General features: G+C 41.5%; 24 protein-coding genes. All 24 read right to left on the bottom strand.

Annotation, left to right across the window (positions count from 1 at the left end; all coding sequences use genetic code 11):
* Positions 1 to 105: 105 nt before the first annotated feature.
* The 24 genes from QLQ22_RS02825 to QLQ22_RS02710 all read right to left on the bottom strand — a co-directional run bounded on the left by QLQ22_RS02825 (position 106) and on the right by QLQ22_RS02710 (position 25,552).
* The gene (locus QLQ22_RS02825) at positions 106 to 813 is read right to left on the bottom strand and encodes an ABC transporter ATP-binding protein (RefSeq protein ID WP_223439494.1); all 708 of its coding nucleotides are present in this window, start codon (positions 811 to 813) and stop codon (positions 106 to 108) included.
* Positions 813 to 1,592: an ABC transporter ATP-binding protein gene (locus tag QLQ22_RS02820; protein WP_223439491.1), complete on the bottom strand. Its 780-nt coding sequence runs from the start codon at positions 1,590 to 1,592 to the stop codon at positions 813 to 815. Before QLQ22_RS02820 ends, QLQ22_RS02825 begins: the two co-directional genes overlap by 1 nt.
* On the bottom strand, positions 1,567 to 2,541 hold the full coding sequence (locus QLQ22_RS02815) for a branched-chain amino acid ABC transporter permease (RefSeq protein WP_223439489.1): 975 nt from the start codon (positions 2,539 to 2,541) through the stop codon (positions 1,567 to 1,569). The genes QLQ22_RS02820 and QLQ22_RS02815 overlap by 26 nt, the downstream gene beginning before the upstream one ends.
* A 6-nt stretch (positions 2,542 to 2,547) precedes the next feature.
* Positions 2,548 to 3,426 carry a branched-chain amino acid ABC transporter permease gene (locus QLQ22_RS02810; protein WP_223439487.1) on the bottom strand — a complete coding sequence of 293 codons (879 nt, stop codon included), beginning with the start codon at positions 3,424 to 3,426 and terminating at the stop codon, positions 2,548 to 2,550.
* A gap of 105 nt (positions 3,427 to 3,531) precedes the next feature.
* The gene (locus QLQ22_RS02805; protein WP_223439485.1) at positions 3,532 to 4,704 is read right to left on the bottom strand and encodes an ABC transporter substrate-binding protein; all 1,173 of its coding nucleotides are present in this window, start codon (positions 4,702 to 4,704) and stop codon (positions 3,532 to 3,534) included.
* A 336-nt stretch (positions 4,705 to 5,040) separates the two neighbouring features.
* On the bottom strand, positions 5,041 to 5,565 hold the full coding sequence (locus tag QLQ22_RS02800; RefSeq protein WP_223439483.1) for a type 1 glutamine amidotransferase domain-containing protein: 525 nt from the start codon (positions 5,563 to 5,565) through the stop codon (positions 5,041 to 5,043).
* A 58-nt stretch (positions 5,566 to 5,623) separates the two neighbouring features.
* A complete protein-coding gene (locus QLQ22_RS02795; protein WP_284015973.1) occupies positions 5,624 to 7,444 on the bottom strand; it encodes an ABC transporter ATP-binding protein in 1,821 nt (606 codons plus the stop codon).
* Positions 7,425 to 9,167, bottom strand: coding sequence for an ABC transporter ATP-binding protein (locus QLQ22_RS02790; protein ID WP_284015972.1), 1,743 nt, complete (start codon positions 9,165 to 9,167; stop codon positions 7,425 to 7,427). The genes QLQ22_RS02795 and QLQ22_RS02790 overlap by 20 nt, the downstream gene beginning before the upstream one ends.
* A gap of 188 nt (positions 9,168 to 9,355) precedes the next feature.
* Positions 9,356 to 9,496: an NAD(P)-dependent oxidoreductase gene (locus QLQ22_RS02785; RefSeq protein WP_252207998.1), complete on the bottom strand. Its 141-nt coding sequence runs from the start codon at positions 9,494 to 9,496 to the stop codon at positions 9,356 to 9,358.
* A 202-nt stretch (positions 9,497 to 9,698) separates the two neighbouring features.
* Positions 9,699 to 11,198: an alanine/glycine:cation symporter family protein gene (locus QLQ22_RS02780; RefSeq protein WP_284015971.1), complete on the bottom strand. Its 1,500-nt coding sequence runs from the start codon at positions 11,196 to 11,198 to the stop codon at positions 9,699 to 9,701.
* 200 nt (positions 11,199 to 11,398) lie between these two features.
* Positions 11,399 to 12,220 (bottom strand): glycerophosphodiester phosphodiesterase, encoded by an 822-nt coding sequence (locus QLQ22_RS02775; protein WP_284015970.1) that lies wholly within the window; start codon positions 12,218 to 12,220, stop codon positions 11,399 to 11,401.
* Positions 12,221 to 12,260: 40 nt separating this feature from the next.
* Entirely contained in the window at positions 12,261 to 12,461 is a 201-nt protein-coding gene (locus tag QLQ22_RS02770) for a hypothetical protein (RefSeq protein WP_420828819.1), read from the bottom strand.
* 1,290 nt (positions 12,462 to 13,751) lie between these two features.
* Positions 13,752 to 13,889 carry a hypothetical protein gene (locus QLQ22_RS02765; protein WP_223439475.1) on the bottom strand — a complete coding sequence of 46 codons (138 nt, stop codon included), beginning with the start codon at positions 13,887 to 13,889 and terminating at the stop codon, positions 13,752 to 13,754.
* 12 nt (positions 13,890 to 13,901) lie between these two features.
* On the bottom strand, positions 13,902 to 14,348 hold the full coding sequence (locus tag QLQ22_RS02760; RefSeq protein WP_223443085.1) for a threonine/serine exporter family protein: 447 nt from the start codon (positions 14,346 to 14,348) through the stop codon (positions 13,902 to 13,904).
* 15 nt (positions 14,349 to 14,363) lie between these two features.
* Entirely contained in the window at positions 14,364 to 15,125 is a 762-nt protein-coding gene (locus QLQ22_RS02755) for a threonine/serine exporter family protein (protein ID WP_223439472.1), read from the bottom strand.
* Positions 15,126 to 15,264: 139 nt separating this feature from the next.
* A complete protein-coding gene (locus QLQ22_RS02750) occupies positions 15,265 to 17,973 on the bottom strand; it encodes a GTP-binding protein (protein ID WP_284015968.1) in 2,709 nt (902 codons plus the stop codon).
* 405 nt (positions 17,974 to 18,378) lie between these two features.
* Positions 18,379 to 18,780, bottom strand: coding sequence for an SseB family protein (locus QLQ22_RS02745; RefSeq protein WP_223439468.1), 402 nt, complete (start codon positions 18,778 to 18,780; stop codon positions 18,379 to 18,381).
* Positions 18,777 to 19,181 (bottom strand): hypothetical protein, encoded by a 405-nt coding sequence (locus tag QLQ22_RS02740; RefSeq protein WP_223439466.1) that lies wholly within the window; start codon positions 19,179 to 19,181, stop codon positions 18,777 to 18,779. Before QLQ22_RS02740 ends, QLQ22_RS02745 begins: the two co-directional genes overlap by 4 nt.
* A complete protein-coding gene (locus tag QLQ22_RS02735; protein ID WP_284015967.1) occupies positions 19,174 to 20,496 on the bottom strand; it encodes a hypothetical protein in 1,323 nt (440 codons plus the stop codon). The genes QLQ22_RS02740 and QLQ22_RS02735 overlap by 8 nt, the downstream gene beginning before the upstream one ends.
* Before the next feature lie 47 nt (positions 20,497 to 20,543).
* Positions 20,544 to 20,867, bottom strand: coding sequence for a hypothetical protein (locus QLQ22_RS02730; protein WP_423246225.1), 324 nt, complete (start codon positions 20,865 to 20,867; stop codon positions 20,544 to 20,546).
* 190 nt (positions 20,868 to 21,057) lie between these two features.
* On the bottom strand, positions 21,058 to 21,747 hold the full coding sequence (locus QLQ22_RS02725) for a response regulator (protein WP_423246224.1): 690 nt from the start codon (positions 21,745 to 21,747) through the stop codon (positions 21,058 to 21,060).
* A complete protein-coding gene (locus QLQ22_RS02720) occupies positions 21,731 to 23,338 on the bottom strand; it encodes an ATP-binding protein (RefSeq protein ID WP_252207992.1) in 1,608 nt (535 codons plus the stop codon). Before QLQ22_RS02720 ends, QLQ22_RS02725 begins: the two co-directional genes overlap by 17 nt.
* Positions 23,339 to 23,393: 55 nt before the next feature.
* Positions 23,394 to 24,920 (bottom strand): tripartite tricarboxylate transporter permease, encoded by a 1,527-nt coding sequence (locus QLQ22_RS02715; RefSeq protein ID WP_223439455.1) that lies wholly within the window; start codon positions 24,918 to 24,920, stop codon positions 23,394 to 23,396.
* A 179-nt stretch (positions 24,921 to 25,099) separates the two neighbouring features.
* Positions 25,100 to 25,552: a tripartite tricarboxylate transporter TctB family protein gene (locus QLQ22_RS02710; RefSeq protein WP_284015965.1), complete on the bottom strand. Its 453-nt coding sequence runs from the start codon at positions 25,550 to 25,552 to the stop codon at positions 25,100 to 25,102.
* Positions 25,553 to 25,670 lie beyond the last annotated feature (118 nt).

Raw genomic sequence — 25,670 nt, 5'->3', positions numbered from 1 at the left:
GGACGCAGATAACTTTATTTTGTTATCCACAACCTATTACCTTTTATAATTTCCTAGACAATGAAAAACCCCCTCAACCTTTAAGAGTTGAAGGGTTTTTTTCTATTAATGGCCTCCCAGGTAAGCCATTTTCAGCTGATCACTTGCATTTAATTCATCTGCCGTTCCAGACAGCACAACCTTGCCTGTTTCAATCACATATACTCTATCAGCAATCGACAAAGCCATGTTTGCATTTTGTTCAACTAATAAAATGGTTGTGCCAGTCTTATTGATCTCTTCAATAATTCTGAAGATCGTTTTAACCAGCAGCGGAGCAAGTCCCATTGATGGTTCATCCAGGAGGAGCAGCTTAGGGCGCGCCATTAGCGCGCGTCCCATTGCAAGCATCTGCTGTTCCCCTCCTGACAGTGTTCCTGACTGCTGTTTTTTGCGCTCAAGCAGCCTAGGAAAGAGTTCAAATACTTTTTCAAAATCCCTTTTTATTTCTGCTTTATCTTTGCGCAAGTAAGCTCCAAGCTCTAAATTCTCCTCAACCGTCATGTTGGCAAACACCCTGCGTCCCTCAGGAACATGTGATATGCCTTGTTTAACGATTGTTTGAGCTGCTTTTCCTGCAATTGATTTATCTTGGAAAAGCACCTCTCCCTTTTTAGGCTTTAAAAGTCCAGAAATGGTTTTTAAAAGTGTGCTCTTCCCCGCTCCATTTGCACCGATCAAGGTCACAATTTCACCTTGATTGATCTCTAGAGATACATCCTTTATTGCTTGTATATTTCCGTAGTATACATTGATTCCATTTACTTTCAGCATTATGAAACCTCCTCGCCGAGATACGCTTCGATGACTTTTGGATTGTTTCTGATTTCCTCAGGCACTCCCTGAGCAATTAACTGGCCATGATCAAGTACATAAATTCGTTCACAAACACCCATGACAAGCGGCATATCATGTTCAATCAGCAAAACCGTTAAATCAAACTTCGCGCGAATAAATGCAATCAAATTCATCAGTTCTTCTGTTTCCTGCGGGTTCATCCCTGCTGCAGGCTCATCAAGAAGCAAAAGTTTAGGGTTAGCTGCAAGTGCACGGGCAATTTCTAAACGGCGCTGCTGACCGTATGGAAGATTCTTTGCCTTCTCATGTTTCACTTTATCAAGCTTAAAAATCTTAAGAAATTCAATCGCTTTTTCTTCCATTTCACGTTCTCCGGAAAAATGGGAAGGCAGCCTGAGAATAGAACTTGCAATGGAATGCTTTGCAAGAGAATGATAGGCCACTTTTACATTATCCAAAACAGAAAGATCACTGAACAGTCTAATGTTTTGAAACGTTCTGCTGATTCCTTTGCGCGTAATTTTATAGGGTACAAGACCGTTCAGTTTTTGACCTTCAAGCATCAGCGATCCTTCTGTTGGTACATATACGCCTGTTAACAGATTGAAAAAGGTCGTTTTTCCAGCTCCATTTGGGCCGATCAATCCAACAAGCTCACCCTTATTCAATTCGATAGTGACAGATGAGAGAGCCTTAAGACCCCCAAACTTTATGCCTAAATTCTGCACGTTAAGCAACGGTGTTTTTGCTGTCATGACCTGCACCCCCTTTCATGCCTTTACGATTTTTGAAAAATGAAGTGAACTCTTTCGTACCCAGCAAACCTTGAGGACGATAAAGCATCATTACAATCAGGACAAGACTGTAAATAATCATTCTCGTCTCTGGGTATTCCTGAAGGAAAGTAGAAACAATCGTAAGCAGGATTGCTGCCAGAACCGCACCAGACATACTGCCGAGCCCGCCAAGAACGACAAAGATTAAAATATCAAACGACTTTAAAAATCCGAAGTTTGTTGGCTGTATGATGTAAAAGTTATGAGCGAACAGTCCGCCTGCAATTCCTGCGAAAAAGGCACCAATCACGAAGGCAGCAACTTTGTAGTACGTTGTATTGATTCCCATCGCATCAGCTGCTATTTCATTTTCACGAATAGAAATACAAGCTCGTCCATGTGTTGAATTCGTAAAATTGACAATGGCAAGAATCGTAATGAGCAAACATCCGAACACCCACGGCCAAGTTGTAAGATGGGATACCTGCATGCCGCTTGCTCCGCCAACATAATCAATATTCAAAAACGCAATGCGGACAATTTCACCAAATCCAAGTGTAGCAATTGCAAGATAGTCCCCTTTTAAACGCAAACTTGGTATTCCAATAATAAGACCGGCAACAGCTGCAGCTAGTCCGCCTACAATCAGGGCAACCGAAAACGGCAATTGCATCTTCATTGTAATAATAGCCGAAGCATATGCCCCTACCGCTAAAAACCCTGCATGTCCAATTGAAAATTGACCGGTAATTCCGATAATAAGATGAAGACTTGCAGCCAGCATAATATTAATGGCCATAAAGTAAAGAGCATTGACCAGATAAATGTTCAAGAACCCGCCCGTGATTAAAACTTGTACGACGATGAAACCAACAAGTGCCAAACCGATAGATAACCAAAACCCTTTTGATTTCTTCATTGCTGTCATCCCCCCTTACACTTTCTCTCTAACGTTTTTGCCAAACAACCCTGATGGACGGAAGATAAGAATGAGAATAAGGACGATAAATGCTACACCATCACGCCATAAGGAGTAGCCCATTGCACTTACCAGTGATTCAATGACTCCGAGAAGTAATCCGCCAACCATCGCACCCGGGATAATCCCGATTCCGCCCAATACTGCAGCGACAAAGGCCTTCAAGCCTGGAATAATCCCCATAAGCGGCTCAATTTTAATATAATAAGTTCCAAAAATAACACCCGCTGCACCCGCTAAAGCAGAGCCAATTGCGAAAGTCGCTGAAATGGTATTGTCAACGTTGATTCCCATCAGCCTTGCTGCATCTGCATCATGTGAAACCGCGCGCATGGCTTTACCGATTTTCGTTTTATGAACAATAAATTGAAGCAAGATCATAAGCCCGACAGAAATACCCAGAATAAATAATGACTGACTGCTAATTGTGACGCCGAAAATTGAAACGCTTTCCGATGGAAGAACTGTTCCAGGATATGCTTCCGGCTGTGCTCCTCTCACGTAAATAACTCCGTATTCAATGAGGAGGGAAACTCCAATTGCTGTTATAAGTGCTGCAATTCTAGTCGCATTTCTCAAAGGTTTATAAGCTATCCTCTCGATTAATACTCCGAATAATGCACAAACTGCCATAGAGATGATTAATGCCGGGAAAAACCCTAGTTCTAAAATCGTAATCGAGTAAAAACCTACAAAGGCGCCTATCATGAACACATCGCCATGGGCAAAGTTTATGAGCTTCACGATGCCGTATACCATTGTATAGCCAAGTGCAATTAAAGCATAAATACTGCCCAGAGATATTCCGTTGACAATCTGCTGAAAAATTTCCATAGTCTCTTTCTCCCCTGAAAGTCTTTTATTTTGTATGGCAGTTTTCATTGTTAATTTCAGAATAATAGGGGGCATGGCCCCCTACTCCATCTGTTATGTGATTATTTATTCAGGATCTACTTTCGTATTAAATGTTTGCTCGCCATCTTTGTATTCAAGGATAGCAGCAGACTTAACCGGATCATGAAGTTCATCAAGCGTCAGGTTGCCTGAAACAAGAGCAAGATCTTTTGTTTCTTCGATTGCTTTTTGAAGCTTCTCAGGGTCAGCGCCTCCTGCACGTTTAATCGCATCAGCAAGGAAATAGCCTGTATCATAGCCAAGAGCATTAAATGCATCTGGAGATTTATCTTTGTATTTCGCCTTAAACGCTTTTACGAAATCCTGAATTTTCTCATCTGGATCAGCAGCAGAATAATGGTTTGTAATGAAAGTGTTGTTCAAAGCTTCTCCGCCTGCAATTTCAATCAGCTTCGGAGAATCCCATCCATCGCCTCCCATGAAAGGAACATCAATGCCAAGCTCACGGGCTTGTTTCACAATTAGGCCTACTTCTTCATAGTAGCCAGGAAGGAAAACAAATTCTGGATTTGATGATTTAATTCTTGTAAGAGTTGCACGGAAATCTGTGTCTTTAGCCACATAAGCTTCCTCTGAGACAATTTTTCCGCCGCTTTTTTCAAATGATTCTTTGAAGGATTTTGCCAGACCTTTTGCATAATCGCTTGAGCTATCGATTAGTACAGCCGCATTTTTTACTGATAAGTCGCCTGTTGCAAAGTTTGCAGCTACCGTTCCTTGGAACGGATCGATAAAGCATGTACGGAATACATAATCATTCACTTTGCCATCTGTATTTGTTATTGTCGGGTTCGTTCCAGTTGGTGTAATTAACGGCACTTTATTATCTTGTGCAATCTGCACCTGAGCCAGAGTATTTGTACTTGTTGCAGCTCCAATGATGGCAGCTACCTTATCTTGGCTTACAAGTTTGATAGCGCCATTTGTTGCTTCAGCTGCATCTGATTTATTATCAAATTCAACAAGTTCAATCTTTTTGCCGTCAATGCCTTTTTTATTGATCTCTTCTAAAGCAAGTTCAAGGCCTTCTGAAATGGATTGCCCGTAAGACGCCACCCCGCCGGATAATTCTAAGTTCGCTCCGATTTTTATTGTCTCTCCTTCGGATGAACCTGTGCTTTTTGCACCGCATCCAGCCATCACACCAGCTGAAATCATAAGTGACATAAACACTGCCATTAATCTTCTCTTTTTCATTTGTATCCCCCGTTTTTGATCATATTTTGATGCAAACTTTCGGTCTTGTCAGTTCCTGATTCTAAGCGAATCACCTCCTAAAAGGATCTTTAGTCCCAATAATATGATTCTTCTAAAAAACATTAATATTCTGAAAATATATTATAATATTATTTGCTATTCGTCTATAGTATTCTATTCTTTTTATCTATTGACATTTCAGCTGCTTTTGATCCCTTTATCAAGACAGCAGGCTAAAATCTATCATTATCAATAGTATTTATGCAATAATTTATATAAAAATAAAAAAGAAAGCATCACATTCCATGATACTCTCTATCTATTATCTTTATATATTCATTTTTCAGCTAAAACATCGGCAAAAGCTTTTACATAAGGAGGCAAGTCGGGCGGTCTTCTGCTCGAAACGATATGTCCGTCGACTACAACTGCTTCATCATGCCACGTTGCACCTGCATTCTCCATATCATCTTTGATGCCTGGTGTGCTTGTTACATTTCTGCCTGCTAATATTCTGGCTGAAATCAGCACCCAACCTGCATGACAGATTTGTCCGATCGGCTTTTCTTTCTCATGCATGTCCTTCACCATTTGAAGAACCTCTGGATATCGTCTTAATTTATCAGGCGCCCATCCTCCGGGAACCAAAATGGCGTCATAATCTTCAGAGCGTATATCCCCAAAAGCATAATCCGATGTGGCTGGAACACCATACTTTCCGATATAGGTTTCGCCTGCTTTTTCACCTACTAAGTGGACTGCTGCCCCTTCTTCCTGTAAACGAAGCACAGGGTACCATAATTCAAGATCTTCAAAATCAGCACTGACCAGCGCAATAACTTTTTTATTTGATAAACGCATTGTCCCACCTCCACATTCAGTATAGCATGACCATTTCACTAATGAAAAACAGAGGCATTCAAATAACATCGTCTTTCAGCTGACTTTGATATAGACCGCAGTAAAATCCTTTTTCACGAAGAAGAGACTCGTGACTTCCTTTTTCAATCAGCGTTCCATTCTCAAGCACAAGGATTTGGTCAGCTTTTTGAATGGTATTCAGCCTGTGTGCAATCACAAAGCTTGTTCTGCCTTTCATCAATCTTTGAAGGGCTTCCTGGATTTTCAGCTCTGTAATGGTATCAATGCTGCTTGTCGCTTCATCAAGAACTAGAATAACAGGACTAGAAAGGATCGCTCTTGCGATGGAAAGCAGCTGTTTTTGCCCCTGGCTGATCCCGCTTCCGTCCTGAGTAAGAACCGTTTCATACTGATTTTTTGTTTTCATGATAAAAGGATGGGCATTTGCTTCTTTTGCAGCTTGCATCACTTCTTCATCCGTTGCATCCAATCGGCCGTAGCGAATGTTTTCCATGATTGTCCCTGTGAATAAGAAGGGATCCTGGAGGACAAAGGCCATGTGCTCTCTCAGGCTGCTTCGCCTGATTTTTGTGCTTTCCGTCCCATCAATCAGAATCTTTCCATCATCAGGATCGTAAAACCGTGATAACAGGTTAATCATCGTTGTTTTTCCTGCACCGGTAGGACCGACGATGGCTACCGTTTCACCGGGAGATGCATGAAAACTCAGGTTTCGAATTGTCTGCTGTTCTTCCTCATAAGAGAATGAAACCCCGTCAAATCTAACTTCTCCCCTCACTTCTTGAAGGTTAGAAGCATCCTTCTCATCCTTCATTTCCTCGTGTTCATCTAAAATTTCAAACACTCTCTCAGCACCTGCTACAGCAGATAGAATCGTATTGAACTGGTTCGCAAGTTCATTTAGAGGACGTGTGAACTGTCTGGAGTATTCAGTGAAAATTACGATTACCCCGATTGAAACCAGACCATTCAGAGCGAGGATGCCGCCAACTCCTGCAATCACTGCAAAGCTTAAATTGTTCAGGACGTTCATCAGCTTCGGAATAAAGCCCGATATGGTCTGAGCCCAAAAACCTGCTCCTTTAAGCCGCTGACTCTTTTCCAGGAACTCCGTTATCACTTTTTGCTCCTGTGAAAACGTCTTAACGATGCGCTGGCCTGAAATGGTTTCTTCAATAAAGCCATTAAGATTCCCCAAGTTCTGCTGCTGTGCTTTGAATAACTTTCCTGTTCTGTTCGTGATCCACCTCATCCCAAAGAACATACTCGGGATAATGGCAAGAGTTATTAATGTTAGCAGCGGACTTAGCCAGAGCATGACACCAATGGTTCCTGCAAGTGTCAGGATACTGGAGAAAATTTGAATAACAGAGCTGTTCAACGTCGAACTGACGTTTTCTATATCATTCGTTACCCTGCTCATCAGTTCCCCGTGCTGCCGTTTATCAAAGTATGAAATCGGCAGGCTGTGCAGATGGCGGAAAAGCTGAGTTCTCATGGTGAAAACGGTATTCTGGGCGATTCCGATCATCCAGACGTTCTGCAGCAGCAGAGAAACGGATTGGACAAGGTAAATGACGACCAAGGCAATCAGCAGCTTAACAAACCCGCTGCTTTCTTTGGTGACAATATAATCATCAATGACTCTCCCAATCAGGTAAGGACCAAGAAGGGCCAAAAAGGAACTAAGAACTACCATAAGAAGAACCAGGCTAAGCAGTCCTTTATTCAAAGAAAGATACGACCATACCCTTGTTATCGTGACAAACCAGTTTTTTGGTTTCACTGTTTTTTTCTGTAGTGGTTCTTCCTGTTTTACTTTTGGATACTTGAATGGCTTACTTAGCTCTTTGAACATCCTGCAGGGCCTCCTCTCCAAACTGGGATTCATAGATCCGCTGATACAGAGCCGATTCTTCCATTAATTCAAGATGAGAACCCTGAGCCAGAACTTCTCCTTCATCCAGTAAGAGGATCTGGCTCGCCTCCATAGCTGTGCTGATTTTTTGTGTAATGATAAAAATCGTGCAGTCATATGATTTTAACGCTTTTAATAGCTTTGCTTCTGTAGTTAAATCAAGAGCGCTTGTGCTGTCATCAAGCAGAAGAATTTTAGGCTTGCGGACTAGTGCTCTCGCTATCGAAAGTCTTTGTTTTTGGCCTCCAGATAGATTGACTCCTTTTTGGCCCACCCTTGTATCATAGCCATTCGGAAGTCTTTCAATCGTTTCATGAATCTGGGCATTTCTTGCCGCTTCCTTGATTTCTTCAAGTGATGCCCCTTCTTTTCCCCATGCAATATTCTCTTTGACCGAGCCTGTGAACAAGAGGGACTCCTGCGGGACAAAACCAATTTGTCCCCGGAGACTATCAAGCTTCATATCAAGCAGATTCTTTGAATCAATGTAAATCGCCCCGTCCGTCACGTCATAAAGCCTTGGAATCAGATTGAAAATGGACGATTTCCCAGAGCCTGTGGCTCCAAGGAGGGCAATTGTCTCTCCGGCATTCACAGTAAAGGAAAGGTCATTCAGCACAGCGGTGTCCGTTCCCGGATAAGTAAAAGAAACGGATTTAAATTCAATTTGGCCTTTTTCAATCACACTTATTTCTTCTGCATCAAGTGAATCAGTCAAGTCCGCTTCAGTCTCCAAAACTTCATTGATGCGGTCAGCTGATGCTTTTGCACGTGAAAAAGCCATGATGATAAAAGAAAAAATGGATAAAACAGAGGAAATCCGCAGCGCATAGTTTACAATCGCCACTACTTCCCCAACCTTCGCATCTCCTGTGCCCACATTGATGCTGCCAAACCAGAGAATGGCAAGAATACTGATATTCATAACCAATAATAAAACAGGCATGGCAATCTCCATCAGCCTGAGTGCTGAAACGGTCCCGCTCCTTAACTCTTCATTCGCTTTTGTAAACCTTGAGACTTCATAGTTTCTTCTTAAAAAGGCCTTGATAATGCGCATTCCGGTCAGATTCTCCTGCATAACGCCATTGACGGAATCAAGCCGGTCCTGTACGGCTTTGAACATACCGCTTCCCTTTTTCATCATCCACAATAAGAAACCTATTAAAAGCGGAATAGAAATGAGGAGAATAAGTGCCAGCTGAAAATTGACGATTAAAGCCATGATCGTCCCCCCTACTATTAATAGGGGAGCACGCAGCATAATCCGCAGACTCATAAAAATCGTATTCTGAAGCTGAGTCACGTCATTCGTCATCCTCGTGATGAGAGACGATGTCGGAAACAGGCTGAAATTCGCAAAAGAAAAGGACTGGACCTTCTCAAACAAATCTTTGCGTACATCATACCCAAAGCTCTGACTGACGTGAGCCGCGTAAAAGGAATTCGTCACACCTGCAGCAAAGGCCGCAATTGAAATCCCAACCATGACGCTTCCCCAATAGATGACAACTGATAAATCATTTTTTAAAATGCCATCATCAATTATTTTTGCCATTAAAAGCGGATGCAGCAGCTCTACCCCAAGCTCGATCAGCATCAGGGTCAGGGCCACACCCATCGCAAGACGGTAAGGCCTTAGCAAAGAAAATACTTTCGACATGTGGCTGCCTCCAAACGTTGCAACATTCTATGTACATATTTAGCTGGACTAATATCTTGAATTTCATCTATTCTATCATACTCCTTATTGGTTAAAATTTGAATATTTAGATTTTACTTTTAATGTAATCCTCTCATCTAAATGAAACCAAAAAGAGATACGCTCAAGTGACAGCATTAGCGTATCCATTAATAGGAAAGACCTGCAGAAGTATGAATAAAATCATTTTGAATCCATGCCTTCAATAAAAAATGAACGACATCAGCTCTGGTGATTTCCCTTCCGCCTGCAAGAATCCCCTCGTGCGCGGTTCGATAGTTTTTTGACAAGAGGGAAGCTGCATCAGCCTTGCAACAAGCCCAGGGTTCTTCTTACAGCGCTTCATGATCCCCCCTGACTCAGATTCTTACTATCTATTAATCATTTTTATGGCCAAACTGTCAATACTTCACATCTAGGCAGATGATTCCATATGATCATCTTTAAAACGACATGAAAAGACCTCTTGCCTAAAACAAGAGGTCCAGCCATTTAAGAATTTAAAGTCCGGTCTTTTTTATCCAGCACAGAATCTGTGTCTGGGGCTTCATACTTGTATTCATGCTCCCAGAAATCTGCATTTTTAATGCCAAGCTTTACTGGATCAAATACTGGATCAAGACCTTGCTTCTTTTGAGCTTCGTAATCTTTCAGAGCAATCAGCGCCGGTTTGGCCAAGATCAGGATGGCAATTAAGTTCAGCCAGACCATGATGCCAAGTCCAACGTCCCCAAGAGCCCATGCCAATGATGCTGTTTTAACAGATCCATAGAAGGTTGCTCCAAGAAGAACGACTTTAACGAGGAACATCGGGATTTTATTGCTTTTCCCCCTCGTTAAGTAAGCAATGTTTGTTTCAGCGATATAGTAATAAGCCATGATTGTTGTAAAAGCGAAGAAAAGCAGTGAAATTGCAACGAATCCTGAACCAAATCCCGGAATCGGAATAACCGATTCTACTGCAGCCTGTGTAAAGACAGGGCCAGGCTCAACCTTAGCTCCAAGTTCGTTCGCAATGAACGTTCCATCCGGAGCCTGTGTATTGTACATGCCGGTGAATAAAATCATAAATGCAGTAGCAGAACATACGAAAAGAGTATCGATATAAACAGAGAAAGCTTGTACTAAGCCTTGCTTAGCAGGATGCGAAACTTCTGCAGCAGCAGCCGGATGAGGTCCTGTACCCTGACCAGCTTCATTTGAGTAGATGCCGCGCTTAACTCCCCAAGCAATAGCCATACCAACGATTCCGCCAAATGCAGAATCTAATGCAAATGCACTTTTAAAAATAAGCGAAATAACTGCAGGAAGCTCAGTAATATTAAAAGCAATAATAACAAGAGAAACCAGGATGTAGCCAAGCGCCATGAATGGCACAACTACCTGAGCTACACTCGCAATTCTCTTAACACCGCCAAAAATAATAAGTGCTAAAACAATAATAAGTCCTAAACCAGTAATAACAGGGCTTAAGCCAAAAGCATTATCAAGGCCAAGCGCAATGGAGTTAGCCTGAACACCAGGCATAAGCAAGCTCATCGCAAGTAAAGCAGCAAATGCAAAAATAATGCCGTACCATTTCCAGCCTGTTCCTTTTTCAATATAGTAAGCCGGACCCCCGCGGTATTGTCCGTCCTGTTTTACTTTATAAATCTGAGCCAGTGTTGATTCAATATAAGCACTTGATGCTCCAATGAAGGCAATTGCCCACATCCAAAATACTGCTCCTGGTCCGCCGAAGCCGATAGCAGTCGCAACACCAGCGATATTTCCAGTACCAACACGTCCTGATAACGCAATTGATAATGCCTGAAAAGAAGAAACTCCTGCTTCAGAGCTTTTCCCCTGAAACATCAGACGCACCATATCTTTGATATGACGCACTTGCATAAATCGGGTCAAGATGGAGAAAAGAAAACCTACAGCCAAACAAATGTAAATAACGGGTGTGCTCCAGAGAACACTGTTTAAGCTATTAACAAAAGCCTCCAATAAAAATCCCCCTCATAATACTGAATTTTCTTTCTTTTTAGATTATAAGTGATAAGTCATAACTGCACAATCACTATTTTGATAGAATATGTGCCATTTGTTACATGAAAATAGTTTGGAGAACGCAAATAACCCATATATATTTCGGTTCTTTTTACTTACATTTCGTGTTAAAAAAAGTACATAAAGAAAGAGTGTGCCTAAAAAGGCACACTCTCATTCTCCAGGAAAAGGCCTGGATAGTCGGTAATAATGGCTGAAACTCCTGATTTCCGGAACGCTTCAAGCTTATCTGTCTGATTAATAGTAAAAACTCTTAGTGGATACCCTGCATCAATGGTTCTCTTTCCAGCAGCTGAGACGGCAAAAGAAGCTTCAGAGTGGAGAGCATTAGCGCGAACCTTCCGGGCTTCCTCGATAATATTAGATGGGATTCCTTCAAATAAAAGGGCCGTTTGTATGCTGCTGTCCAGCTCTCGTATTTTCCCCAAGCTTTTAAATTGAAAGGATGAGAGAATGACTGAGTCCGCCATTCCGGATTGGTGAACACATTGCAGCACTTTCGCCTCGATCCCTTCATACGGAAAGACGTTATTTTTCAGTTCAATATTTACTTTCATTTCAGAACCGCTTGTTTTGATTAAGTCCAGGACATCCTGTAAAGAGGGAATGGTTTGCCGCGAAAACTTAGGGTGAAACCAGCTTCCTGCATCAAACAACTTTAATTGTTTGTATCTGAAATCTTTTACAAATCCAATCCCATTCGTTGTCCGGTCAATTTGTTCATCATGAATAACAACAACTTCTCCATCCTTTGTCATCTGCACATCAAGCTCAATGCCATCTGCCCCAATCTTGCAGGCCGCTTCAAATGCGGCCATCGTGTTCTCAGGAAACTCGCCGCTGCATCCCCGGTGTGCGTATATTTCAACTGGCTTGCTCAAGACTTTGTCCTCCTTTCCATGAAGCAATTCTGAGATTCTGTCAAAATAGGAACCGACGAATCTAAAAGACTGATTCATCAGTTCCTCCTATTATTTCCCTTGTTTCTTCCCTGCTGTTTTAAGTGCACGAACTGTTTCTTTCGCCGCCTGATTTAATGCTTTTTGAGGGTTCATTCCCTGATAAAGTTTTCCATTCCTGATACAATCTTTGTCTTGATTCAGGGAAAACAGATATTAACGCTCCCTGTGTCACTGCATTTGCTTTTGTGTCATGCAGCTGATCAACTGTCACTTTTAATTGAGGGTATTTTTCCCACATGGCTAAATTCACTTGTCCTTAACGAATTCCATCATACCTCTTTAAGGTAAACCCAGTATGAAGATAATATAGATTTATATGAAGGAATTGTTAGGGGTTTGTAAAATACAAGAAACCGTTTAGCATAAACGTATCTACCTTGGGAAAATCGCGGATTTTGGAGAATCATTTCGGGCGGAGAATCATCTTACAGGAATACTACGAGGTTCGTGTGAATGATTCTGCAAACAGCACTACTCATGGGTTTTGGATACTCATTGATGGTGGATTTGGTGGATGGATTCCCAAAACGGCACTTCTCTTGGGTATTGAATACTCATAACGGGCCTTTGATTACCCAAACAAGCACTACTTGACGGTTTTGAATACTCATAGCGGGTCTTTGATTACCCAAACAAGCACTACTTTACGGTTTTGAATACTCATAGCGGACCTTTGATTCCCCAAACAACACTACTTGACGGTTTTGAATACTCATAGCGGGGCTATGATTACCCAAACAACACTACTTTATAACTTTGAATACTCATAGCGAGTCTATGATTCCTCCTACAGCACTACTTGACGGTTTTGAATACTCATAACGGGTCTTTGATTACCCAAATAAGCACTACTTCACGGTTTTGAATACTCATGCGTGCTATGATTCCCCAAACAGCACTACTTTATAATTTTGAATACTCATAGCGAGTCTATGATTCCTCAAACAGTACTACTTGACGGTTTTGAATACTCATAGCGAGTCTTTGATTACCCAAACAGCACTTTGGCTACTCATAGCGGGCCTTTGATTACCCAAACAAGCACTTCTTGACGGTTTTGAATACTCATTGCGGGCCTTTGATTCCCCAAACAGCACTACTTCATGGATTTGAATACTCATAGCGGGTCTATGATTACCCAAACAAGCACTACTTGACGGTTTTGAATACTCATAGCGGGTCTATGATTACCCAAACAAGCACTACTTTACGGTTTTGAATACTCATAGCGGGTCTATGATTACCCAAACAAGCACTACTTGACGGTTTTGAATACTAATAGCGGGTCTATGATTCCCCAAACAGCACTACTTCATGGTTTTAGATACTCATAAAGGGCCTTTGATTCCCCAAACAGCACTACTACAAGTTTTGAGGAATCATAAGGGGCGGTTGATTCCCCAAAACAGACCCGCTCACTTGAAAGACAATAATAATCACTTCTCACAAAACGTAAAAAAAGGATACCAATTGCTGTGCAATTTAGTATCCTTTTTCTCTTTATTCAGGCGCCAATTGATCCAGCAGCTCAATAAGCGGCTGCATACGTTTTAAGGCTGCAGGGCAGGCATTTAGCTGCCTTTGCTGACTGCCACGTGCCAAGTCCGAGCGCTGAGAATATAAGCTCCGTCTCCCCAAGTCTCCTTAACGCTGTCTCCGGTTTCATTTGTATTCCCATTTACTTAACCTTTGTACGAAGCTGAGACCTTCTTATGACTTGATTGATTACCTCAGAAAAAACAAGGCCGATCGCAATGGAACCTGATATCATAAATGCTTTTGCAGCTAATGTAATCGCGGTATTATAGTCATTTTCAACGAAATTTCTCATCGCGTCATACGCCATTCCTCCAGGAACCAATGGAATAATGCCGGCTACGCTGAAAATAATAATCGGCGTTTTGTAGATCTTTGCAAAAACCTGACTTGTCACAGCTACAAATACTGCTGCAATGACAGTAGCAGGAACTGCATCAAAGCCATAGCCCACCAAAGATATATAGATCATCCAGCCGCACATCCCTACAAGTCCGCATTTAATGAGGGAAGGTTTAGGCGCCTGAAAAATAATGCCGAATGCAGCTGTAGAAATAAAGCTTGTCACTAGCTGTCCCAAGACCCACATCATTTTTTCTCTCCCTTAAAATAATGAAAAAACAACCGCAATACCAGATCCGATGGCAAATGCAGTTAAAAACGCTTCTGCTCCTTTTGAAAGTCCTGATATTAAATGCCCGGCCATTAAATCCCTGACAGCATTTGTAATCAGCAGTCCTGGAACTAATGGCATAACTGAGCCAATAATCACTTTATCCATTTCAGATCCAAAACCGGTCCTTACGAACAAATAAGCAAGCAGTCCTATAATGAATGCCGCCAGAAATTCCGCAAAAAATTTAATAGGCACAAGGCGATGGAAATAAATAACAGCCATAAAACCGAGCCCCCCTGCCAGTACAGCAGGAATAAAATCAGACCACTGCCCCTGAAACATAATCAGAAAGCAGCCGCTGGCAATCGCTGCAGCAATTACCTGCAAAAAGAGAGAGTAGGTAGAGTTCGCCTCATCAATTTCTTTTAACAAATCATAGGCTTCATCAACATTTAAATCTCCATTGCTTATTTTCCTTGAAATGGCGTTCACATTCGTAACCTTATCAAGATCCGTCGTTCGTTCCATGATTCGAATTAATTTCGTCTTCGTCGGCTCATCTGACTCTATCGAGAAGATAATGCCAGTCGGTGTCACATAACTATGCGAATTCTTCACACCGAATGATGCAGCAATCCGCATCATCGTATCTTCTACCCGGTACGTTTCAGCTCCGCTGATCAGCATAATTTTTCCGGCAAGCAGACAAACCTCCATGATCTCATAAGAATAATTTTGCTGACTCTTCATCTTTATGTTCTCTCCAATAGCTTGATATTCCCCTTCAAGTCAGGATTTATGTTTGTAGTTTGTTTCAGTTTATCTGAGTTTTGGGGGATTATCAATTTTTGCACAAAGCAAAGGACCCTAAAATAAAGGGTCCTTCTGTTTATTGATTTTTAATATACGTATTCTCTTCATTTGCCTTCACCATAAATTCATATTGAAGGAGTCTTACTTCAAAGAGACGCAGTGGATCGTAATAGATCTCAGGACTTGCTTTCATTTTCTCAAGGGTTGCTTTTGAACCTGAAATTTCATTTTCTGATTCTTGAATGGTCTGTTCCACATACAGAATCGGATTTTGGAAGAACATGATGATATCTGCTTTCAGAGCCCTTTCAAATAAATCGAATTCAAGGAAGAATTTTTTTGAAATTTCTTCTGCTGTGTCCTCGTAGTTTTTGCTTTCGACATATTTTTTATATTGGTTGTACAGCATTGACTTGTTTTGAGGAAGAGCGGCGAACAGCTTTCCGGCGCTTTTCAGCAGGAATTCAGTCGGCTTAAATCTAAGCAGGATATTCTGCTCGTCAACATCCGCTCTGCTTGTCATTCTGTTTAAATCACGGCGCCAGTCTTCAATGACTTTAAAATCGCAGAGAAGCTTCATTTTTTCTTCCCCGTATAAACCGTTGAAAGACAGACTCATTTCATCAAGATACGCCTGGCTTTCGTTTAGCTCTTCATTTGATTGGGAAAGCCATTCACGCAGAGACGTTTGGAATTTTGGAATCAGGTTCTGATGGATATAAGCGCCAATTTCTTCATTCATTTTCTTGTTTAACGATATGTGAATTTGGCTGAAATCACTGTTTTCACTTATATGAGCAGAACAGTTGCGCAGGATTTTCGGCAGCTGCACAGCCATGTCACTTTTCATCTCAGCAGTCACTTCACGATAAGAAGCCGAGATGGATTTCGCCTTTTCCTGCTCCACGTCTCTTAAATGATTCATGAAGCCGTTCAGTCTTACTAAAATATCCTCATTCCATTTAACCGATTCTACTAATCGATTCTCCATCTGAACGCGTTTGTTCAAAAGATCCGTGAGTGTTTTGCGTATGAAATATAGAAGTTTTGCCGTGCGTTTTTCTTCCAGCTTCGCGTCCGATTTACTGAAAACAGTATTCAAAAATTCACTCAAACGACCAAGATTATCCGGGGAAAAAGCAAATACCTGTGACTGCGGGAAGAACTGGTTGATTGTTCCCTGCAGCTCTTCTGCCAATTTCCACTGTTCAGATGAGTGATTCAGAATAAAGTGAAACGGTGTTTCAAGAGCATATTCCTGAAGCTTCATCAGCAATTCAAGCTCGTGCTCATTAAAAGGCGTATTTTTATCAAGGACGAACAGCATTCCATCTGATATCGGCAGAAATTCAGCTGTTTGTTCTACATCTCCAATACGATCCAATTCAGGTGTATGCAGGAACACCGTATTGTTCTCTTCTAAAAGAGCAGAAGGCCATTTCACTTCAATCCAAGTGTTTTCTGATTCCTGATACTCAGGATTGTCAGATATCCTTCTTATGCCGGCATTTGTAATTTCATTCATTTCCGCCAAATCACCTTCAGAACGTACAAACACAGGTGAACTAGTGTTGCTGACCAGATTTTCCTGAAGGATATGATTAATAAATGCGGATTTTCCGCTTTCCGTTGTGCCGCTGATTAAAAGATGGGTTGTCTTTAAATCGGAAAGTCCTGAAACGAGCCATGTCTTTTTATAGCCCACTTCAATATGGTTATTCTCTGCCCATGAAACAAGAGACTTAAATAAATCCAGGCTGTATTCAAGACTGATGCTGTCATGCTCAGAATCAAAGATCAGCTTTTCCGCTGTCTTAAGAGTCGCAGCATCCATAGACGATGGGAAAATTTCATTCCATGCAAGTACGGCTGTTGCAGCAAATAGCGCTTTTGACTGATTCGCAAGCTTTTGCCAGTTTGCTAAAAGCACAGGAATAATATCTTCTAAATCCTTTACCAAATAAGTGCCATTAATCACACTTAAGTAAGTATTCTGGTGGATATCAGACATCTTCGTCCAGGATTCAAAAGGCTGCACCTCAACATTAAGGAAGATTGTATTAACGGTTTTCAGCCATGATAAGTAGGAATCTTCATTTCGGTAGCTGTCCCACAAAGAAGCCGTAACCTTCTGAAATAATTTTTGATTGATTCGGAAAAGTGAAATAAGCGGCTGATAAAAGTATTCAGGATCAAACGATTTCGTATATCCCGCTTGAACATACTCATCCAGCAGCTCAAACCATTCAAGCGATTCCGCTCGCACGCCTTCAGCAACAGCAAGCTCAACGGCATTCTTCCAGTCCTGCTGATCCTCATAGAAAGATCGTGCCAGATCCGTTACATTCGGATAATCTGAATGAATATCAAGCGCCTTTTTAATAACCTTATATGCAAGTTCAATTTTGTCTCTCAATAGATAAAGTGAAAATAATTCAAGCGCCACTTCCATTTTCAAAGTCTTCGAATCACTTTGAATAGATGTGTAAATATCCTCTGCAGCTGAAAGATGACCAAGAGCATAATATGAGTCCGCAATATTTTTCTTGGCCCATGGCTCTAATTCATTGCTGATATTTTCCCACTTGAAGATCGCAGTCTCATAATCTTTGTTGTGAAAATAGACCTCACCCTGTGCAAAGCGAATATAGGACAGATCGTAAACTTCCTTTGCCTGCTCCTCGAAATAAAGTTCTCCAAGCACCTGTACAGGCTGAGCAGAAGCACTGTCTTCCATAAACCTTTCAAAATATGCTTTATGAATCAACTGTTTGTCGTTTGTCATTTTATCCTCCACCTAACGTACACTAGAAACTTATCTATAATAGTCTATTCTATCAAAAGATGCATTTAGAATGCTTTATTTATGTATACCCGTTTTGCCGGTTTTTACACTACTAAGGATCTAGGCGGGTCAGCATTTGATATATACCTGGGCTTTAAGTTGGTATCCATGTGATTAAATAATCCAGATTCCCTTGAAATAATGGTAAACACCGGTAAATTAAAGGAGAATAATCCCTTATGTGATTAGCGTGTGATTCAAAAGGCTCATTTTACAGGTAAAAAAAGTTAATTTGTCCGAAAACATTTTTGAAAGGCTGATTCTGCCATAACAAAAGGCAACCAGTCCCTTTCAAGAGCAGTAAAAAAGAGAGGCCTATTCCTCTCTTTAGCTTCTTCTTTTTTCTCAACCTTTAAAAAAGTTCTGTTTCTTTCTCATCATATCCAGCTCCTGCGGAATAAGCAGCTTTGATATAGGAGTGTCCGGATTTAAAATGACCCCTGTTTGTCCATCTATCTGATTAAGCACTTCCTGAAAAGACACAGCGAATGCCGTACTATTTTTGAACATTTTCTCAATTGGAAATTTTGAAGAAAAAACAGGCAATAGCTTCCGGTTTTTCTTCTCCATAATCTGAAACTGCTCCAGTGAAAAAACATCTTGTCCTTCTGCCGCTATTTCATTTGTCTGCTTTTCAATCAGCCAAATCGTACTTTTTCCGAGTATTTCGTAAAAGTCTGCTATTTTATCACTGTGGCTCATGGCATCAATCAAAGCTTTTTCTAAGGTGTTGAATGGATTGCTCATTTTTCTCCGAATCCTAAAATCGGTCTCTTTTTCTCCGATATACTTACATTAGCTATATCAACGGTTTTTATATACTCATATTTTCCGAGGGATGAAAATCCAAGTTCATCCACTGTGTTTGGATCAATAGATTTCAAGATGACCGATTGATCTGCCTCATTGATGCCTTCAATAATAAATTCCCGCTCTTTATAGATGGCATAAGGTTTATACTCATAGGCAGCCTCTAATTCAGATTGAGCAATTTCTTTAATGAAAATGTTTTTCTTCAATCCTGCTGCCTGAAATCCCGCGCCTTGAGCTGCTTTGTCTCGCGTGCGCAAAGTGACCTTTCCGCTTCCCTCAGGGATGATTGAATACTCTTTTCCTTGATAGATGCCGTATTCTCCTTTTTTAATCATGACTGTTTAACTCCTCTATACTGTAAAATCTTTGATCATATTTATCATAGATTCCTACCAGTTCTTCTGCGCCGTCTTTGACAACATAGATTTCACCTGCGCTAGGTCTGGCATTATTTCCATAAACCGTTTCAAACTCAGGGACAATCTTACCATTTTCTGCAGCTGTAAATCCATGGCCAGTTTGGGGATAGCTGATATATTCATTAGGCTTTGCTGCATGAGGGCTATTAAGCTCCTCTGCATATGGAATTTTGAGACGGTCGCTTTGTTCTGTTGTAAATCGGATCACAGCGTATTCTTTGTCAGGAGAAAACGGTGTGTTCGGATAGTCCATCCGCAAGGAATTGTACATATCTGCAGACGTTGTAATATCGCTGACATCATCCATTTTTGCTATACATCCCCCGACGTCTGTAAGTTGACCTGATAAATACAAGGTCATTTTATCCTGATCAATGACCTTCTGCAAAACGGTGGATCCATTGACAGGCGGTACAGCTTCGCGGACTTGATGCATTTTGTCCAATTCCTCAGGTGTTAAATCTTTATAATATTGTGATTGAAGGGATAAAAATTCTTGCTTAGAAAGCCCCGCTTCATCTAGCACCGAATTAATCTCAGCAGCAAACCCTTTCCCCTGCGAAAGTTTTGCATAATCAAAACTCGTATCTGTCCCATGAGTGACAGTCTCCACTTTCGGCTTAGAGGATGTCCCATCAGGTACTTTTGTCAGCTTCGCAGCTTTTCCGAGCTTATCGATTCCCTTGCCTCCAAGAATGCCAAGTCCAATAGAGACGACACCATATGTAAAGAATTCCGTTCTGCTGTAGATATCTCCATTTATTACTTTTGTTTCCCAAGCTTCAGAGAGCGTGTTCCACATTGATTCAAGGGTTTCAAGGGGGTGAATGATGGCATCCCACATTGCTTCATATGTTTCCCATTCCGTGAGGGATACAAGCCCGTCCCAAGCGTCTGTAAGTCCATTCTTAGCGCCATCCCATAATCCTGAGAAAAAACCGCCCCAGCCTGAAGAAGCAGACGATTTGGCGGCCTCATCTGCTTCTCTCATGCCATTTGCGGTGTTTTCAATTAATGCTTTTGCATCATCTGTCAGCGTATGAAACCGATTCACCAAGTGCCGGATCTCTTCCTGGAGATCAAGAGCCCTTCCTACACGTGCAACAGAGGTAAAGCGCAGTCTGGCAGATTCCCAGTTTAACAGATCAAGGGCTTCTCCCGTATATGAGCGGGATTGTTCAATGTGCTGTGCGAACGCTTCAAGCTCTTCTGGTCTTATTTTAATTTCCATGTGCGTCTACCTCTCCTTTGTTCCTCTAAAACAATTGCAGCGCTGTATTAGGCGAGGCCAGCGGCCAGTTCTCTAAGCCTTCCGATTTCGTTTCTCAGCTCCTGAAAAAGCTCATCCTTCATATCGTATATATGATTATAAGTGACACGAATGTCATCCCGAATACTTTCATAGGCTATTTTTGTTTGACCAGTCCATTCATCTGCATACTGCTGATGCAGGTTATGAAAATGAAAAACTCCGTCATCAAACGTTCCCATTGCACGATTAACAGCAGCCAGATATGCTTCGAGTTCATCTGCATCACGATTGTATTCGGCTTGCTTTCTCTTTCTCTCCAAGTCTTCAAAGAAGTCTTCGATCATATCCAACAAATTCTTTCCACGTCCTTCTTCCTGTTTTAGAAGCATCTTATAGTTATGTTAAAATATGGGGATGAATCCGGCAACTATCTATTAAACTATTTTTGCACATAGGCGAATATGACTAGAAAAGAAATTATTCCTTCCTACTATTAGAATATATTAAAAACTTCACGTCATTTATTCCACTAAAACAACCTTATTTAAGTACATAAACACGTTCTGGTCTTCCAATTGTTCCATAGGATAAATCAGCCGCAATTTTCTCCTGGGAGATGAGGTGTTCCAAATATCTCCTTGCAGTTGTCCGGCTCACACCGATTTGCTTCGCTACTGTTTCAGCCGTTATTCCCTGTCCCGCATCCAGCACTTCCATGACCTTAATCAGCGTCAGTTTATCGATCCCTTTTGGCAGCAGGGGCTTCTCAGAAATTTCATGCACCTTATAAAGAAGCCTGTCGACTTCTTCCTGACCCATGATTTTGTTTTCCAATCTGATTGCTTTAAGTTTGCGGTAATGTTCTTCGTATCTTTTTAAGGACTGCTTGAACCGTTCAAAAACAACAGGCTTGATAATAAAATCAAACACTCCGATTGTTATGGCTTCCTGCACCGTCTCAATTTCCCGCGCAGCTGTTATCATAATGACATCCGTTTGCTTATCAAGCTGCTTGATTTCCTTTAAAAGATCGCATCCGTTCATATCAGGAAAATACACATCAAGTAAAATTAAATCCGGTTTTAATATATCAATCAAGTTTTTTGCCTCAGCATAATTAGCAGCTATGCCAATGGTGTGAAACCCCTCTATCTGTTCAAGAAATCTTCTTTGAATCTCGGCAATTCTTAAATCGTCTTCAATGATCAGCACCTCAATGGCTTGATTCATCATCATACCTCCTGCTTTTTGGAATGGCTACAGTAAACGCTGTTCCTTCTCCTTTCTTCGATGAAAAAGTGATCGTTCCTCCTACTTTTTTCAAAGCCTGCCGGACAAGGCTCAGACCGATTCCTGCATTTTTGTCCCTGCTCTTTGTAGAGAACCCCTGCTGAAAAATGCTCTCGAAATGCTCCTCATCTATACCTGGTCCATTGTCTTCAACTTCAATAATCAATTCTTTGCCCAGATCAGTTAAAAAGAGCGATACCTTTTTATCTCCGTCTTCTTTTTCTCTGACAGCTTCAAAGGCATTATTCAGCAGATTGCCGAAAATGGTTATTAAAGCATCACGATTCAATGAGTCCGGAACATCCTTAAAGCTGCTTTCCTCATCTATGGAAAAATGGATTTTTAATTCGCTTGCAAGACTGATTTTTCCTAATATAAATCCCGCAAGAATAGGATCGGGAATTTCCCTCATGATGAAGCCAATAAATCCCTGCGTAACATTTACTTCTGTCGAAATAAACTCAATCGCTTCTTTGTAAGACCCTAATTGGATGAGTCCGAGCAGGGTGTAGAGCTTGTTCGAATATTCATGTGTCTGCGCTCTTAACCCCTCTGCATATGCTTTGACGTGTGACAGTTCCTTCAGCACCTGTGACAGTTCAGATTTATTCCGGAAACTCGCTACAGCGCCTATAACTTCTCCTCTTTTATCAAAAATAGGGATGCGGTTTACGACGAAAACATCCTCAAGAATGATGAATTCCTGATCATATTCAGCTTGTCCGGAATCAACAACCTGCAGCAGATGGGTGTCTTTAATGATCTCTTCGATCCGCTTTCCCCTTAAAAGAATCTCATTTGGAATCTCCAGGATTTTATGGGCATTTTCATTCACAACCGTGATTTTCCCGTCGGTATCAATGGCAATGATCCCTTCATGTATAGATTCCAATATGGCGTGTTTTTCCTGATACATCCAGGCAATCTCACGCGGTTCAAGGCCAAAGATTGCTTTTTTAATGTTTAATGAGATTAATAACGCTGAAATAATCCCGCCTATTAAGATAACAATCGTAGAAAATAAGATTTTGTTTTCAAGGTTTGTCAGTTCTTTTTCAATATCCTCCTGAAGAAATCCGACAGAAACGACTCCAATTACATTATCATTCTGACCGAATATGGGTGCTTTTCCTCTAAGAGATGGTCCAAGGGTACCGACAGATTCAGAAATGACGGTTCTCCCTTTGAATACTTCTTCATTATCTCCGCCAACCATTTTTTCGCCCAAACGATCAGCATCAGGATGTGAATACCTGATTTCATCAAGGTTTCCTACGACGATAAATTCCGCTCCCACCTCTTTGCGGATTTTCTCTGCGATCGGCTGAATGATTTCAGACGGATTTTCCGTTAAGAAGGCTTCCGCGATCTCAGGCATATATGCGATTGTCTCTGCAACAGACAGCGCCTGCATACCCTTATCTTTCTTCAAATTGTTCTCCATGATGGACTTAAAGGTTAGTTCAAATATACCTGCCATCAGGACTACCACAAGACTTATCCCAATCATCAGCTTAGCATGTAAACGCATTCACTCACCTCTGAATAATCATAGTAAAAAAACTCCTTATTAAAAAGGAGTTTTTTTAGCCCTCTACGTTTATGACTACATCCTTTCCCCGTTTTTTCATTAAAACAGGAATCAGAAGCCAAAGCGCCGTAAGTATTAAGAATGATACTGAAAGGGGACGCGAGAAGAAAATGCTGTAGTCTCCATTTGAAATGGTAAGCGCTCTTCTCATATTGTTTTCAATCATCGGGCCTAATACCAAGCCTAATACCAGTGGAGCAATCGGGTAATCATTCTTGGATAAAAAGTAGCCGAGAACGCCGCATGCAAGGAGAAGGAGTAAGTCATACACGGATACCTGCACTGCATATACACCAAAAATCGAAATTGCGATAATAATAGGAATCAAATACTTTTTCGGCGTTTGGATAATTTTCGCAAACACCTTAACAAGCGGCATATTTAAAGCGAGAAGCATAATGTTTCCAATGAACATACTTGCAATTAACCCCCACGCAACTTGAGGATGATCTTCAAACAGCAGCGGACCCGGCTGAATGTTATACATCATCAGGGCACCCATCAGGATCGCAGTTGTCCCTGATCCCGGAATGCCAAGCGTCAATAATGGAATCATCGCACCGCCGGATGCCGCGTTATTGGCAGATTCCGGTGCAGCAACACCTGCAATTGCACCTTTACCGAACTTAGATGGATCCTTGCTGATTTTCTTTTCCATAATATATGAGAAAAATGAAGCCAATGTGGCGCCGGCTCCCGGCAGTATTCCAATGAAGAATCCTAATAATGAACCTCTTGCGATCGGACCTGCGGATTCCTTCAATTCCTCTTTTGAAGGTAAGATATTATTGATTTTAGCAATTTCTGTGTCTTCCTCTTCTTTTTCAAGGATTGTCTTGAAGACCTCTCCTAATGCAAACAGTCCAACCGCTATTGTTAAAAATTCAATTCCCTGATAAAGCCACGGAAAATCGAACGTAAATCTTGCAACACCTGAAACATTATCCACTCCAATCGTTGCAAGCAATAAGCCTGTGATCGTCATGATAAGTGCTTTTGTCACCGATTTGCCTGCAAGACCGCTGACTGCTGCAATACCAAGCAGCATCAGTGAAAAGTATTCCGCCGGGCCAAACTTAATTGCTATGCTGGATAAAGGCTTTGCTAATAGAATAAGTGCGATCAGTGTTACGATGCCCGCAAAAAAGGATCCGATTGCAGCGATGGAAAGAGCACTTCCCGCCCTGCCATTCTTCGCCATTTGGTAGCCATCAAGTGTGGTAACAACAGAAGATGATTCTCCAGGTGTATTTAATAGAATGGATGTTGTAGAGCCTCCGTACATGGCTCCGTAATAAACCCCGGCAAGCAGGATAATGGCGCTTGTTGCCGCTTGTTCCGGCGGCAGCCCCCCAGTCATTGAAGCTGTGACCGGTATTAAAAGAGCTACACCGCTCATTGGTCCGATTCCAGGCAGGACGCCTACTGCCGTTCCAATCAGGACGCCTGCAAAAGCAAAAAGGATGTTATACCAAATGAAGGCTGACTGAAAGCCCTGCAGCAGATAATCAAGAGTTCCCATTGTGCATTTCCTCCCTTAATAAGAAAAGCTTTAAGCGCCTTGTTCAGCTCCGGCAGGCAGATAAGGATCCGGTGAAAAAGTCCGGATTTGACTTTTTGGCGGAGCCGTTCTGACGGAGGGGGCAGGCGCTTGCGCTTGCCATCAATGTGCTTAATTTTGTACGCTCTTATCTCATTTACTTAAGACCATACCGGAAAGCTTGGCAGGGTTCCTTTTAGAACAACAACAAATAAGTAATAGATCCCGGCAGAAAAACAAGCAGATATTACAATCGATTTCAACCATTTTCCGCGCTCCATTGTTTGAAAGCATATAAATAGAAAAACAAATGTCGTGATAACATATCCGATTGTTTCAAGTGCTGCTATGTAAAGCAGTGCTGCAAGAAAAATAATGATGAAAGCTTTCATCTGCAAAGGTTCTTTTTTTCCGTATTTTTTCTCGTAATGAAAGGTTTCATAAAACAAACGAAGGCTAAGCAGAAAAAGAATGGCACCTAGAAAGAACGGAAAAATATTAGGTCCGACAACACTTCCATATGAAGATTCCGCTATCTGCATACTGCCATACATAAAGAGCGCTCCCACCGCTAAAAACAAAACGGCTGCTGCCCTGTCAAACTTGATTGACATCTGAATCATCCTTTCTAATAGGAAAAGCGGAACCGCCCGTTTAGCTCAGGCATGACAGATTAGAATTCCCTCAGAAAAGTCTGATTTGACTATCCTGAGTGAATTTGTTCTGGCCGGG

This window comes from Metabacillus hrfriensis (genome assembly GCF_030127205.1).
In the GTDB taxonomy this organism is placed as follows: domain Bacteria; phylum Bacillota; class Bacilli; order Bacillales; family Bacillaceae; genus Bacillus_P; species Bacillus_P dongyingensis.
The sequence above is the reverse complement of the archived record's forward strand: the minus strand, read 5'-3'. Positions and strand labels throughout refer to the sequence as shown.